This is a genomic window from Oryzihumus sp. (assembly GCF_036391795.1).
Classification (GTDB): Bacteria; Actinomycetota; Actinomycetes; order Actinomycetales; family Dermatophilaceae; genus Oryzihumus.
The window spans coordinates 1-16,006 of record NZ_DASVZH010000101.1; the positions used below are offsets into that span (position 1 = coordinate 1).

Genomic DNA, 16,006 nt, shown 5'->3' on the forward strand with positions numbered 1-16,006 from the left:
TTGAGTGCACCGGCCGACAGCGAGCCGCCCGACTCGGTGAAGGCCTTCACGGTCGGCTCGAGGTCCGACTTGACCGTCTGCTGCGCGACGGTGAACCCAGTGCTCGCGGCAAAGCCGGTCCCGTCGGCACTGGTGGTGAAGTTGCCTGTGGCATCGAACGTCACTCCGCCGCCGGTGACGGTCACGCCGGCCTGATCGCCCAGGTAGGCCCGGGCGGTCCCGTTGGAGGTGGCCTCGGTGTCCGTGAATGCCCCGCTGGCGAACAGCCCGATCGAGAGCATGTGCGAGGTCGCGGTGACCGGCGCGTTCGACAGGGCGTCCACGATCACGCCGCCGGAGCCCACGCCGACCGAGGTCGTGGACAGGGCACCATTGTGCGTGGTGCCCGTGGTGGGTCCGATGTAGGCCTCGGTGACCGAGGTGTCCTTGGCCTTGGAGGTCATTCCGCTGCCGCCGATGGCCGAGATGCCGATGCTGGAGCTGCTGACCGACGTCGTGTTCTGGGTGTCGGCGCTGATGTTCAGCCCCCTGGTGCTGGAGATCGTCGCGCCGTCGGCGACGTAGGCGGCGTTCGTCCCGCCTGTGTTGGCCTCGGCGTCCTCCCCGGCGAACTGGAGCAGGCCGACGCTCGTCGTGCTCTGGCTCGGCTGGGCCACGTGCGGAGTGCGGCTGGCGATGACGACGGTGCCGTTCGGCGCCGATACCGTCCCTCCGGCCGCCACGAAGGCCGCAGTGGACGAGTCATCGACGCCGGTCACGCTTGTGGTGCCGACGCTCACCCCGAGCGACACGTTTACGTTCTTGCTGCTCGACTGGGCGCCCACGTTGCTGGACAGGAACCTGTCGTTGGCACCCACCAGCGGATAGACGCTGCCGCCGCCGGGCAGGTCGAAGTTGTTCAGCGCCGCGATCAGGATGTCGCTGTTGTCCGAGGTGCCGCCGGCCAGTGAGGCCGACACGTTCGGCGTGTTGGTGGCGGTGGCGTCGGCGCCCGCGCCCGCGCCCAGCGCCCCGATCCCGACCGCCTTGGTGATCGCGGACGCATCCGAGATCACAAGCGCTTCGACCTTGATCAGGCCGGACTCGTGCGGCGAGCCGCCGATCGTCGTCGAGACCGTCGGGTTCGTGGTCGCCACCGTGTCGACGACGCTGACGCCGACGCCGAGGGCGATGCCGTCGGACAGGCCGGTCGCGCTCGACGAGGCATTGACGTTCGAGATGGCCGTGAAGGTCGTCCCGGCCGAGCCGCTGGCCACCGCGCCCATCCGCGTCGTGGTCGAGCCACCGGCGGTGGCGGTCGGCTGCGCCGTGGCGACTGCGGCGCCGAGGCTGGCCGCGATCGAGGAGTCGTCGGCCACCGCGTGCTCGTAGACGTTGGAGGTGAGGGTGATCGCGCCACTAACGCTGATCGAGCCGCTTCCCGGACCAGTCGTCACGAACGGCGAGTCGGTCGCCGTGACGGTGGTGACGCCGACCGACGCGATCAGCGAGGCGGTGCCGAGCTGGACGGTGGCCTGTGCGGGACCCGTGGCCGGGCTGTTCTGGTTCACGTCGGTCTCAAACGTGGCCGACCCGCCGGTGATCGTGCCGTTGCGGACGCCATAGGCCCCGATCGTGGGCTCGTTGTCGGCCGTGATCGTGTCGACGCCGACGCCCACCCCGACCGCCGCCGAGATTCCGGTGCTCGAGACGATCGTCGTCACGATGCCGGTGGTGGTGAAGCTGACCGGACCGGCGCTGTTGGCGTGCACCTGGCCGTAGTCGCCCAGGAACGACCGAATCGTCGCGTTGTTGGTGGCCACCGCCTTCGTGATGGCCCCAGCGCCGACAACGCTCAGGGCGGTGAAGTCGGCGGTGACCGAGGCCTGTGCATTCCCCGACGAGGACACCGTGATCCCGCCCGAGCCGGTTGAGGTGACCGAGGTCGGCGCGCCGCTCGTGCCCGTGCCCGGGGTGTTGCCCGAGTAGGCCGGGCCGATGTAGGCCTCGGTCACTGAGGTGTCGACCAGGTGGGCGAAGTTGAGGTTGAGGTCCGGGCCGCCGCTGATGCCGAAGTTCTGCAGCGACTGGGTCTCGGTGTTGTAGCTGTTGGACGTGATGCTGACGCTCTGGGCACTTACCGTGGACCCGTTTCCGACGTACGCCGCCACGTCCCCGCCGACGTTCAGCGTCGAGAGGATCCCTCCGGCACCGGTGGCGAGCCCAATGCTCGTCATGTCGACGGTCGGCACCGCACGGCGGGGGGACCGCGAGGCGATCACCACGTTGCCGCCGGCGGCCGTGACGGTGCCGCCGGTCACGCCCGCCGCCGCCGAGGTGTTGTCGGTGGCGGTGATCGCCGCCGCACCGACCGCCAGCCCAGCCGAGACAGAGGTCTGGGTGGTCTCCGCGAATGCGCCGTTGGAGTTGTTCCAGGAGTCGCTGAGCGGCCCGCCCGGGTTGTAGACCGTGCCGGTGAAGTTGTTCAGCGCCCGAAGGACGACATCACCGCCGCTCGAGATCGCGCCGTAGGCGGTGGCGGAGATCGTCGGCGACAGCGTCGCCTCCACATCGTTGATCCCCACCGCTCCGGCCAGGCCGACGGCGAAGGCCTTCGAGGTCGCGCTGGCCGTCGAGTTCACGATCGTCGCCACCTCGATGTTGCCGCTGGCACGCGCGGTCCCGCCGATGGCGCTCGAGATCGTCGGATTCACGGTGGCCCCGATGAAGCCGGCCACGGCGCTGCCACCCACCGCCACGGCGATCGCACGGCCGGTGGCGGTACCTGCCACGTCCACCTTGGTCTTGACCAGCACGCTGCTGGCGCCGGTGTTCACGCTGCCGAGGCTTGTGGTGTACGAGCCTCCCGCCGTGACGTGCACGAGCGCGAAGCCGATGCTGGCCCCCAGCGCGAGGCCGGCTGACAAGCCGTCGCCCACCACGTGCTGGTAGGCCGCGCTCAGCACCGCAACCGTGCCCGTCGCGGTCATTCCGGTCGTCCCCGCGGGCCCGGTCGTAACCGTCGGCGAGTACGTGGCCTTCACGTCGCCGGCCGCGATTCCCGCCAGGAGGCCGGCGGCGCCGAGGATGATGTGGGCGTAGGCGGGCTCGGCGGTCACCGGGCTGCCCAGCCCGAGGGTGCCGACCGGCGCGTAGGTCGGCTTGACCGGGGTTCCGGTGCCGTCGGTGGTGTCGACGCCGGCCACGTTCAGCCGAGTGGAGAAGGTCACGTTGCCGCCGGTGATCGAGCCGCCGCCGGTGCTGAAGGCGCCGAGGGTGGGCTTCAGCTCGGCGGATACGAACGCACCGCCGACGGCGACTCCGCCCAAGGCCGCGCTGATGCCCATCCCGTCGGCCACCGCGCTGGCGATCCCGACGCCGGTGACGTTCACGGGGTTGCTGCCGGCGTTGATCACGGCCTTGTCGCCCAGGAACGCCCGCGCGCTCTGGTCGGCCGTGACCTCGTTGATCATCAGGGCGCCTGAGAAGGCGGCCGTGACGCTGAGCTGGAGCACGGTGGCCACCACCGGGCCGGTGAGCGAGACGCTCACCGTCACGCCGCCGGTGTCGCCGCCTGCGCCGGTCGCGGTCACGGTGGCCGGATGGCTCGGGTCGGCGGCGCTGACGCTGAACGCGGGCCCGATGTACACGTCGAGGCTGGTGGTGTCGCTGGCGATGGCGCCGACTCCGCTCACGCCCACCCCGGCGGCCGCAATCTGATCCAGCGGGGCGCTGGTCTCGTCCGTGGCCGTGCCGGTGACGCTGACCGAGCTGCCGCTCACCGACGAGCCATCGCCGATGAAGTTGGTGGCCTGGGTGCTGTTCTGGGCCTCGATGAACAGGCCGCTGAACGTCACTCCGCCGGCGGCGACACTGATCGCGGTCGCATCGACGGTGTGGTTGAGGCTGGTGGTCACGGTGACCGCGCCGCCCGCCGTGATGTGACCGCCGGGGCCGATCTCGGTGGTGATCGTAGGCTCGACGTTGAAGATGCCCACATCGGCGCCGATCGCCACCGCGCCGAGGACGGCGCCGATGATCAGCACCGGTCCGTCGATGGTCGAGGAGCTGGACACGTTGAGCGCGCCGCTGACCGTCACGTAGGCGTTCGAGCCGAGGTCGGCCTCGATCGTCGGATTGACGGTCACGATCGCCACGCCTGCGTTGGCTGCCACCGCGCCGCCGCTGACGATGATCGTGATCGAGGGCGCGTGGATGGTCGAGTCGGTCGCCACGTCCACCCCGCCGACAGTCTTGCCGCTCACCTGCCCGATCAGCGCGCTGCCCACCGTGGCCTCGGTCGAGCCGCCGACGTTGAGCACGGCGATCGCGGCGCCCACGGCGACCGCGCCGCCCTGGATGCCGATCGACTCCGAGCGGAGCGTCCGGTTGCCGTGCGCGGTGACGTATACGGTGCCGCCGGCCTGCGGGATCTGGACGCCGTTCTCGATTGCCGCCGACTGCGTGCTCGAGTCGTTCAGGACGGAGACCTGAGCTCCGACGGCTACGAAGCCGCCGCCGCCGGTGAAGCCGATCCCGTGACCGTTTGAGTCCAGTCCGGCGTGGACGGTGATGTTGTCACCAGAGCCCGTTCCGGCCGAGACGATTGTCGGGTGGAGCGGGGTGCCGGACTTGATTGCTGCGTCGGTGTGGCTGTTCAGGTTGACGACCAGGACCGAGCCGCCCACAGCCACGAAGCCACCCTGGACGGTGCCGGCAATGCCGAGGTAGCTGAGCACCTCGGCGGCGATCACGTTCACGCTGCCGCCGGCGTAGACGTTGGCACCGCCCTTGATCCATGCGCGCGTCCCGGCGGGGGGCGCGCGCGCCAGGGTGAAGGCGTTCTCGGCGAAATGCGCGCTGGGTGAGTTGTTCGCGATCGCGCTGCTGGCGGTCTGCGTGTTGCAGACGACGCGGTCGGCGGTGTCGCCGGGGTTGCAGCTGCCGCTGGCCGGGCCGGTGCCGCCGGCGGTGAGCATCTTCTGGTAGCCGTTGTTCGGATCGCCGCCGGAGCCGGACTGATTGGCGTCGCCGAGTGCGGTGCCGGAGGTCAGCTGCCAGTAGGTGTGAGTCGCGTCGCCGATCGGGTTAACGCTGTTGTCCTGTGTGGCCTTGTAGTACTTGCCGTCAGAGCCCTGGACGACGGTGCCGGTGCAGTAGAGCTGGCCGCAGGTGTCGTTGGCCTTTGTGCCGTCCCACTTCTGCACGCTGTTCAGGGCGTCGCCGGACACCTGGCCCCAGATGTTCTCGCTCGCGCCGCTGTGGGCGGTCGGGTCGAGGTTGGTCACGGAGGTGATGTCGGTCTTGGCCTGATACTGGTAGCCGTCGCTGCCGGTGACGAGGTCGCCCTTGAACCCGGTCTTCGGGTCCGGCCCGCAGTAGACGAACGGGCCGGGCTTGTCGGTGCAGGTCTTGGAGCCGGTGCTCTGCCACACCGGTGCGCTGCCCTGCGTGCCGTCGTTGTAGCTCGACTTGGCGTCGGCGCCGATGGTCCACACCGAGACCGATCCGGCGACCCCGACGAAGCCGCCACCGACGCTGATCGCGGCCGTCGTGACGCTCTTCTTCGAAAGGGCGAAGATGTTCGTGTCACCCGAGCTGTGGACCTCGGCATTCGACCCGATCCAGGCCTGCTGGGAGTTCTCCATCACGCCCACGTCAACCGCGCCGCCGATGCCCACGAAGCCGCCGGCGAGGCCGCCGGCCAGGACGAAGGCCTTCGCGTCGTCAACGGCGGCAACGGTGACCGATTGCGCGCCCACGCCGGTGCGGTCGGTGTTGATCAGGGCGCCGTCGCCGATATAGGCGATCGTGGTGGCCTTGATCACCTCGACTCCGATGCCGCCGGCCACGCCCACGAATCCGCCGCCGCCGCTCACGTCGACCCCGAACAGCCGCTCGGTGCTGGCCGCATCGACGGCAAGGCCCTGGTAGCCCGCCGCGTAGCCGAAGCCGCTGTCGGTGATCGTGCCGTCCGGCACCGACGCGAGCGTGTCGGAGCCCGCCCCCTTGGCGTCGACCCGCATACCGCTGCCGATCCAGGCCTCCGTGTTCTTGCTGATCGTGGTCACGCCCACCGAGGCGCCGATCCCGGCGCCGGCTATCCCGATGCCGAGGCTGCCGGCCACCGCGGTGACACTCGTGTCGTCGCTCGCTCCGACCAGCAGGTTGTTGTTGGCCGTCACGGACCCGCTGGTCGTGTCGAGCTGCCAGTTGGTCCCGCTGTCCGTGGTCGGGTCGACGCCCGTTGTGCTCGTCAGCGCGATGTAGTGCTTCCCGTCCGAGCCGGTGACGATCTGCCCGATCGCGTAGGGAAGCGTGTTGCTCCAGCTGGGAGAGTCGATGTAGGCGTAGGTATTGGTGTTCAGCACGTTCACCGACACGGCGCCGCCCACGCCCACGCTCCCGCCGCCCGCGATCCCGGCCGCCACCGAGATGATCTTCTCGTTAGCCGAGGCGCTGACGATTACGTCGTTGAGCGCGAGGACCTGGTCAGTCCAGTCGATGTGCGCGTCGGTGTTGATGTTGCCCACGCGGACATCGGCGCCGGGGGCGACGCTGACCGAGCCGGCGATGGCCAGCGCGCCGGCAATCCCCAGCTCGTGATACTCGCTGGCGGCGACCACGTCGACCGACTGGCCGATGGCTGCCGTGCCGTTGTTGGTGGCGTTGATCTTCGCGTTCTGGGCGATGAAGGCGAACGTCTTGACGCTCTCGACGTTGACCGCGCCGCCGATGTTCACGGCCACGCTGCCCGCCGCACCGCCGCTGATCCCGATCGCGTTGTAATCGTCGCGGTTGGTGGCGGTGACCGCCAGGCCCCGGAATGAGGTGTTCACGCCCGGCGCTGCGGTCCGCAGCCCGACCAGGTCGGTGGCCGTCGGCTGTGGGACGGCGCCGTCGAGGATCAGGCTGTGCTGGTCGCCGGTTGCCGCGCTGGCATTGAGGCTGATCGGCGTCACCGCGCACGCCGTGCTGTCGTCGCTGGTGTTGGAATCGTTGGGCGTCGGGTCATAGGTGCCCGAGCCGGTGGCGAAGCACTTCGAACTCGCCAGCCGCAGACCGCCCGAGCCGACGATCGCGTAGTAGGTGGTGTTGTCGGTCAGGCCGCCGATCGCCGTGCCGCCGCCGGCGAAGTACTTGACCGCATCGCCGGTCTGCAGCGCGCTTCCGTCGCTGCGCGTGAGCGTGTACGGCAAGCTGATGGTCGTGCACACGGTCCTCGGGCCGTTGCACCCCGTGACGTCCTGGGACGGGCTGAAGACCTTCGAGGTCATGCCTGGCGTCGTCGCCGCCGTGACCGGCACGATGCGGTGCGCGCGCCCTTGCGCGGTGGACTTGTCGAGTGTGAAGACCTCGTCCTGGGTGTCCTGTGGGTTGCGGGCCAGCTGGATGTGGGTGGCGTCCGAGCCGGCGATCACGTAGTAGGTGGCACCGTCGGTCAGTCCGTTGAGCGGCGCGGTGCCGAGGCGGTGGTACACGACCTGGTCGCCGACGTTCAGCCCGGCGCCATCCATGGTGATCACGTCGTTTGAGACCTTCGACTCGTCGAAGGTGAAGTCGGTGGTCGTGCCGTCGCTGTTGTTGCGCGTGAGCTTCTGCGGGACGGCGGCCGGCGCGATCGCGGTCGGGGTCACGGTGCCGGGGATCCCGCCGCAGTCGGACGCCAGGCCGGTGGCGTTGCACTTGCTGGAGGCGAGCTTGAGGTGCGTCGCGTCCACCGAGATCGCGTAGTAGGTGCCGCCGTCGGTCAGCCCGGTGAGCGCCGCACCGCCGCCGGCGCTGTAGGTCACCCGGTCGCCGGAGTTCAGCCCGCCACCGTAGGAGATCTCGTTGCTCGTGACCTGGGCGGCGTCGAACGAGAAGTTCGTCACCGTGCCGTCGTTGTTGTGCAGCGTCAGGAGCTGCGGGACGCTCCGCGGGCCCTCGAGCGAGATCGGGTTCTTGATGTATTTGAGCTGGAAGGACGTCGTGTTCGGTGCCGACGGCAGCAGATGGACGTAGTACACGCCGCCGTCGAGCAGACCGCCGATGCTGCCCTGCGCCGGCAGCGGCTTGCCCGAGGAGTCCTTCGCCGAGATGCCGTTGTAGTAGATGACCTGCTCGCCCTCGGTGAAGCCGGCGTTGTAGGGCAGGTTGATGACGTCATTGACGCTCGAGTTGCTCGGGTCGGCCGTGATCACGCCGGTGGCGTTGGGATCAAAGCGCGTGTCCTGCACCGAGACGACGAACGAGCCGTTGGCGGCGCTGATCGGCGTGCCGTTGCCGCGCGCGTTCACCTGGGCGCTCTGGTCGATCCACGCCTCGGTGTCCTTGGTCACCACCGGTACCGCGACGGCCGCGCCGATGCTGGCCGAGCCCGACACCGACAGGTTGCCCGCGATCACGCTCAGGTCGGTCGCCTCGCCCGCGGCGACGTTGCCGCTGCCGTTGGCATCCACGTTGACCGACTTCCCCAGCCAGGCCTTCGTGCTGATGTTGAACACCGAGACGCCGGCGTTGACCGTGACCCCGGCGCTGCCCCCGACCGAGGCCCCGGCCGAGATCGAGAGGACGCTCTCGCTGGAGTTGGCGGTGACGGCGACGTTGCCCAGCAGGTTGGCACTGCTGTTGTCGAGGAACTTCGCCTCGGTGTCCTTGGTCAGCACCTCGACGTCGACGCCGACGCCAACGCCCGCGGTGCCGCCGATCGCCAGCGCGCCGGCGATGCCGTTGACGGTGGTGTTGTCGGTGGCGGCGACTGTCATGCCCTCGCTCGAGCCTGCCCCGGTGTTATCGGCGTTGACGCTCACGCCAGGATCGACGTGCGCCGTGGTGGTGTCGTTGAGGACGTCCACCGTGACCGATCCGGCCACGCCGGCGTCGCCGCCGCCGCTGCCGCCGACCGCGAGGATGAACAGGTTCTCACCCTGCGTGGCGCTGACCGTCAGGCCCGGCGCGAGTGAGCTGGCACCGTTCTCGCTCTTGGCCTGGATGCTGTCGCCCGCGCCGATCCCGGCGTCGACGACCGAGGTGCGCACGAGAATCGACGCGGAGACGCCAACGCCGGCGCTGTCGAGGCCGATGGCGACCTGGCCGGCGTACATCTCTATCTTGTCCGCCGTGTCGCTGGCCGTCACCGCGAGGTTGCCGAGCGCGTGAACCGAGCTGTTCTGGCCGATCGCGGCGCGGGTCCCATTGCTGCCGGACTGATCGAGGACAACCACGATCACGGAGCCCGCGACGCCGGCCCCGCCGGTCGAGGCCGACAGCTGGACGGCGAGACCGAAGAACTTCTCACTCGAGCTCGCGCCGACCTGGACGTCCCCGCCGGCCGATGCGCTCACCGACTGGCCGATCCTGGCGCTGACGTTCTTGTGGATCACGTCGACGATCAGGCCGATGCCGACCCCGGCGTCGCCGAGGGTCGCCGCGATCCCTCCGGCGACGTTGACGAGGTGCGTGTCGTCCTGTGCGGTGACGGTGATCGACTGTCCGGAGCCCTTGCCGGTGTAGCCACCGAGGGCCGCGTTGTAGCCGGCGGCTTGGTTGAGCTGCGCCCCGTCCGCGACGTAGGCCTCGGTGTCGAAGGAGAAGACGTCGATCACGACCGAGCCGCTGACCGCCGCGTCGCCACCGCCCGCCGCGCCGGCCAGCGCCAGCGAGTTGAACTTCGGCAGCTTGTCGGCCGGGATGCGCGGGATACCGGCCGGGGCCAGCGGCACCATTGTGGTGTTCGCCGTGACCTTGATGTTGCCCGCGGCGTTGAGGCAGGTCGTGCCGCCAGTGCCGCACGTGGGCGTGCCGCCCGGCGTCGCCGAATCAACGTAGGCCTTGTCTTGGACATCCTGGATCACGTTGACCGCGATCGCGCCGCCTACCGCCGTGCCCTGGAGCGAGAGCGAGCCGGAGAGGGCGAGAGTCTGCAGGCCCATGGGCACGTTGGCGTTGACGTTGATGTCGCCGGCGGAGCTGAGCTGGGAGCCCGCGCCCACGGAGGCGATCGAGTGCAGGCTGATCACCTGGACGCCGACCGAGGCGGCGACGCTGGCGCTGTTCTTCCCCCCGGCGCCGGCGGCCCCCCAGACGACGAAGTCGTTCTCCTTGCCGGACGGGGTGGTGGCCTCGACCGTGATGCCGGCGCCGGACCCCGAGCTGGTGAGCACCGCGCCGGCGCCGACCGTGGCAGTGTTGGTGATCTGCGGGACGTTGAGGCCGACGGCGGCCGCAACCTGGGTCCCGCCGTCGCTGATGTTGAAGGCCAGGCCGATCGCCTTGGCGGTGGCGTTGGTCTGCTGGTGGGCGCCGGCGAGAATCGCGCCGCCGGTGGCGCTGACGCGCAGGCCCGGATCGATCTGGGCGGTGTTGGTGACCACGACCCAGTTGACGCTGATCGACGCCGCGACCCCGACCTGGCCGCCGCTCTTGCCGCCGGACTGGCCGCTGGCGGTGCTGTTGGAGCTGCTGGTGTTGTTGCCCGCGGACGTGCTGCCGGTGCCGACCGTGTTGGCGCTACCGGTGCTGGAGTTGTTGGTGTTGGGGTTGTTGGAGATTTCGTGGTTGGACTTCTGGTCGGCGCCCGACTCCTTGCTCTTGTCGGCGCCCTTGGCACTCGCCTTGCTCGTGGCGGTGCTGTTCATCTCCGAGTCGGCGATCGCCGAGACGGCCGTGCCGGTGACGTTCCGGGCGATCTCGGCCGTGGTGCTCCAGCCGAGCAGGATGTTGATCGAGATGTCGACGCCGACCGCGACCGAGGAGCCGGCGGCGTCGGCCGAGCCCTCGGTTCCCACATCGGCCGCGTGGCTGGCGTGCACCGTGACCGTGCCGGTGGCGCTCACGCCGGTGCTCGACGTGCCCAGGCGCGCCCTTGAGGAGTCGTTGTTGAGGACGACCAGCGCGACCGCGGGCGAGATCCCGTCCTTGGCCCCGCTGGCTCCGGCCTCGACGTGCGTCTCGATCGTGCGGCTGGAGGCCGACTCGAGGTCGACGTTGGCGGCGCCGGTGAGGGCGACCGTGTCCTCGACCTCGGCGCGGACGACCTCGTCGGTGAGGATGTTCAGGGCCACCGAGGCGCCGACGCCCACGGCACCTCCACTGCTGCTGCTGCTGCCGCCCCCGGAGCCGCCACCACCGCCGCCGCCGCCACCACCGCCGCTGCCCCCGGAGCCGCCGCTGCTGGAGTTGCCGGAGTTCTTCTCCGATGCGCCCTCGACCGTCGCCTTGGAGTTGGTGTAGTCGAGCTCGTGGTTGGTCGCCTGGAGCGTGACGTTTCCGGTCGCGGCGGCGACCGTGATCGGGCCGCCGGCGCTCGCCGCCAGCACTGCCTCGGTGTGGTTGTGGACGATGTTCATCGTGAACGACCCGGCGATCACGACGCTCGATCCCTCGCTGGCGCCCGAGGTGGCCGCCGCGGTGATCGCGTTGGTCGGGACCTGGTAGAGCGTGTCGGTGCTGGCGCTGTCGGGCAGGGCACCGGCCTGGGTGAGCGTCTGCGCGTTCCAGTTGGTCCCGTCGTACTTGTAGACGCCGGGGCTCTTGCTGCCGACGGCCTGCGTCAGGTTGAAGTAATCGCCGCTCGAGGGCGAGCTGGGCAGCTCCGTTCCGAAGTCGACGAGCCCGCAGCCGCCGGAGCTCTTGCAGAGCCACACTGGGTCATAGCTCTGGACGCTGCCCATGCCGGCCTCGACGTCGATGCCGTTCGCGCTCACCGAGGCGCCGCCGGTCGTGGCGCGGTTGGTGATGTCGACCAGGTTGATCGTGATCCCCGCGCCGATGCCGACGCTGGTGCTGACCTTCGTGTCGCCCGCGGCCACGCCGTCGACCGTCGTGTGCGCCGAGGTCTTCAGCGTCACGGCACCACCGGCGTTGATCGTGGTGCCGTCGGCGAAGCTCGCGGTGGACTTGGTGGTGACGAGATTGAAGGCGACCGCGCCTGCGAGGCTGAGGGTCGCGCCGCTGCCGCCCTGGTCCTGTTGATCGCTGTCGGTCGCCTTCGGAGTGCTCGAAGTGCTCGACGTCCGGCCCGTGTTGCTCGACTGCGTGCTCTCGGCACCGGCCAGCTGGTTGTCGGCCTTCTGGTTGACCGTCTCCGACGAGCTGGGGCTGTTCGTCCCGCCTCCGCCGCTTGAATTCTTGCCATCACCCGCGCCGGTCTCGCCCTCGCCCGCGGCCTTGGCCTCGCCGGTGGTCTGGGATGAGCCGTTGGCCTGGAAGGAGATCTCGCCGGTGGTGGCCGTCAGGCTGCGGGCGCTCGAGGCATCGACGATGTCGGTGGGGAGCGCGACTGAGACCGAGATGCCGATCCCGACCTTCTGGGTGGTGAAGTCGCCTTCGGCCTTGGAGTCGAGGCTGGCCGTCTGGGTGGCGGTGGCATCGATCTTGCCGCTGGCCACGATGGCTCCCGGGGTCGGCGCGGCGGCGAAGGAGGCGATGGTGGTGACGTTGGGGATCGAGACGGCGACGCTGGCGGCGATCGACACGTTTCCGGCCGCGCCTCCCTCGGCGTCGCTGCTCATCTTGTCGGTGGTGGTCGAGAGCAGGACGATGTCGCCCGCGCCGGAGATGTTCCCGGCGTCGCTCTGGCCGCTGCTGGCCTGCGTACCCGTCCGCGTCGTGTCGTTGACCAGGTTGACCGCCACCGAGGCGCCGATGCCCACGCTCCCGCCGGAGTCGGCCAGCTTGATGTCGTGCTGCTTGCCGTTGGTCTGAGCTGAGGTCAGGGCGGTCAGGCTGACGACGTGGCTCGGGCTGGTCGCCTTGGCGTCCTCGGCGGAGGTGTCATCGAGCTTGATGTGGGTCGAGTCGACGACGATCGCCCAGTAGTCCTTGCCGTTGGTCAGGCCGCCGACGGAGGTCTTGTCGCCGCCGTTCTCGTAGGTGACCTTGTCGCCGGACTTGAGCGCGTTGCCGTCGGAGGCGAGCAATGGCGTGGCCAGGGTGATCGTGTTGCTGCTGACGCCGCCGACCGGGTCGAAGTTCGACTGGGTCGAGGCCATCTCGAGGCTGTGCTGCGTACCCGTGGCCTTGGTCGGGTCGAGCGTGATGACGGTTGGGCTTCCGGACAGCGCGTCGGCCTGCGAGGTGCCGTCGAGCTGGATGTGGCCGGGGGACTTGACGATCGCCCAGTAGTCCTGCCCGTCAGTGAGGCCGCCGATGGCGGCGCCGCCGCCGCTGCGGTAGGTGACCTGGTCACCGGTCTTCAGAGGCTGACCGGAGTCGGTGGTGATCTCCTCCGGGAGGGTGATGGTGTTGCCTGCGACCACGCCGAGCGCTTTGGGGTCGAAGACCTGCTTGGCCGGGGTCGCGTCGGTGGTGCTCTCGACGGTCGAGGTGCCGGTCATGTTCACGGCACCGTGGTTGGTCAGGTTGACCTGTGGGGGACCGCGCAGGTCGTTGCCGCCCGGCAGCAGCGCGGCCGAGGTGTTAACGTCGATGATGTTGAGGGCCAGCGAGCCGTTGATGTTGGCGCTCGAGCTGCCCTGGGCCCCGGACACGGCCTGGGCCACGAAGCTGTGCGTGCTGTCGGCCGTGATGCCCGACCCGGTCGGGTTCATGATCGCGCTCAGCGTCAGGCCATCCGAATTGGTCACATCGCCGGCGCTCAGGTTGGCCGTGTTGGTCTCGTAGACGCGATTGATGGCCACGGCGGCGCCGATGCTGGCCGACCCGCCCTGGGTGGCCGCCTCGCCGTCGGCCTTTGCGGTGGCATCGGTGTTGCCCGCGGAGCTGAGGGTGAGCCCCTGGCCGGCGGTCACGGTCAGGTCGGGCGGAAGGCCCACATCCGTGGCGGCATGGACCAGGTTGAAGCTGACCGATGCGGCGACCGTAACGGCGCTTGAACCGCCGCTGCCGCTACCGCCCTGGTCGGCCGTTGAAGCTGTCGGCGTGCTCGAGTCGCTGCTCGGGCCCGTGCCGTTGTGGCTGGCGGTGGAGTTGGCCTGACCGAGCTGGGCGTCGGCCTGGCCGTTGACGTTGCTGTTGTCGCCGTTACTGGCTGAGCCGTCGCCCGAGGCGGTGTCGGCCCCGGCGCCGCTGGCCTTGGACTCGCTGTCGGTGGTCGAGGCGCCGATGGCACCGAACTTGATCCAGCCGGTGGTCGTCAGGTAGCGGTACGTCTTGGCCCGGACGATGTGGTTGGCCGAGGTGATGGCGATCGAGGCCCCGATGCCGGCCTTCGAGCTGGCCGTATCGCCCTTGGCCGTGGTGGTCACCGACGCCGTCTGATTGGACTCGAGGTCAAGATTGCCGCCCAGCGTCAGCAATGATCCCGTGCCGATCGCGGTCTGGGTGGTCACGTTGGAGATCGAGACGGCCACCGTCGGTGTGATGGCCACGCTGCCCTCCGCGCCGTTCTCGGCCTCGGTGGTCATCGTGTTCGTGGTCGTGGCGTTCAGGGTCAGATTGCCAGCGCCCGTGAGGGTGGTGTTGTTGCCCAGGGCGGCCGTCTCGGTGTCGTTGACGATGTTGATCGCGAACGAGGCCCCGATGCCGGTCCCGTCCACCCCGTCGTCGAGCTTCAGGCTGTGCTGGGTGCCGGTGGCCGTGTGCGGGTCGAGCCCCAGCGCAGTGGTGCTGGTGCTGGTCGCCGCGAGCTGGAAGACCTCGCCGGCGCCGCTGTCGTTGAGGTTGATGACGTAGTACTTGGCGCCGTCGACCAGGCCGCCGATCGAGGTGTCGCCGCCGTTTGAGTAGACCAGTCCGTCGTGCTCGGCCAGCGGCGTGCTGGTGTGCTTGATCTTGTAGGGCAGCGTGATCGTGTTGCCCGAGATGACCCCGGCTGCCTTCGGGTCGAACACGTTGGCGTGCGCGGTGGCCTTGGCCTCGCTCGTCGCGCTCGAGGTCGTGGTCAGGGTGAGATTGCCCTGCCCGCCGCTGCCGTAGCCGGTGTTGACGGCCGCGTTGTCGGGCAGCGTCGCCTCGCGGTCGATGGTCAACACGACCAGTGCCAGCGACCCGGCGAGATCGAAGGCGCTGGCGTCGCCGTGGCCCGAGGTGGCCGTGGCGCTGAAGGCGTCTGTCGCGGGTCCCGACGCCGGCATCGGCGCCTCGACGGTGATCGTTGGGCTCTCGAGCCTGCTGTTGTCGGCGGCATACGCCCTGGTGGTGACGCTGGCGACCTCGATCGCCACCGCCACGCCGACGCTGAGCGATCCACTGTCGGCCGACGTCGTGCTGCCATCGGCCACCGTGGGCGCGGAGTTGACCGAGGAGGCGTGGATCGTGATCGAGCCGCCCGGCGCGCGCAGGTCATTGCTGCCGCTGACGTACGCCCTCGTGTCGTCGCCGAGGTGGGTGAAGGCCAGCGCGGCGGCCACCGGAATCGATTGGCTCGAGGTGCTGTGACTGGTGCCGCTCGCCCCGTTGTCGCCCTGGACGTTGGCGTTGCCGTTGGTCAGCGTGTTCGGATCGTGGCCGGAGCTGTTCTGCTTTGCCCCGCCGGGACTGGCCTTGGCCGAGGAGGCCGCGGTGTCGTTGGTGTCGGCCGTGATCGAGATGCTGGTGCCTGTGGTCGGCTGCGCGCCGGAGGCATCAATGAAGGCCCGGGTGGTGGTGTTGACCGTGGCTGCCGCGATGCCGGCGCCGGCGGTGGCCTGGGTGGCGTCGCCGGTACTGGTCACGTTGGTCGTGTTCCGAGCGGCGATGGTCAGCGTGCCCTGGGCCTGGATGTAGCTGGTCCCCGAGACCTGCGTGATGGCGGTCGCGTTGATGACCGAGATCGAGACCGCGGCATCCGCCGTCGGGTCCGTGTTGCCCGTGCCGTTGGTCACCGCGGTGACCGTGTCCGTGACCGTGCTGCTCAGGGACACGGCCCCGGTGCTGACGATGCCCGACGCGTGAAGCAGAGCGATGTGGGCGCAAGGTCCCTCGTAGGTGGTCCCGTTGCTGGCACAGGTCGAGGAGACCTGATCCACGTTGACCAGGCCGATGAGACCGGTCGTGTTCGGGCTGGCGTTCGCCGTCGCGGTCAGGGTGACCGCCCCGGCATTGATCGTCGCGTTGTCCAGGATGATCTCGGCGAAGGGGTTGGCATTGGCGATCACGCCGCCCA

The 16,006-nt window shown here is 69.6% G+C and carries 1 protein-coding gene; it reads right to left on the reverse strand.

Annotation, left to right across the window (positions count from 1 at the left end; genetic code table 11):
• On the reverse strand, positions 1-15,998 hold a 15,998-nt coding region (locus tag VF825_RS06005; RefSeq protein WP_331111174.1), incomplete at its 3' end, for a hypothetical protein.
• Positions 15,999-16,006 lie beyond the last annotated feature (8 nt).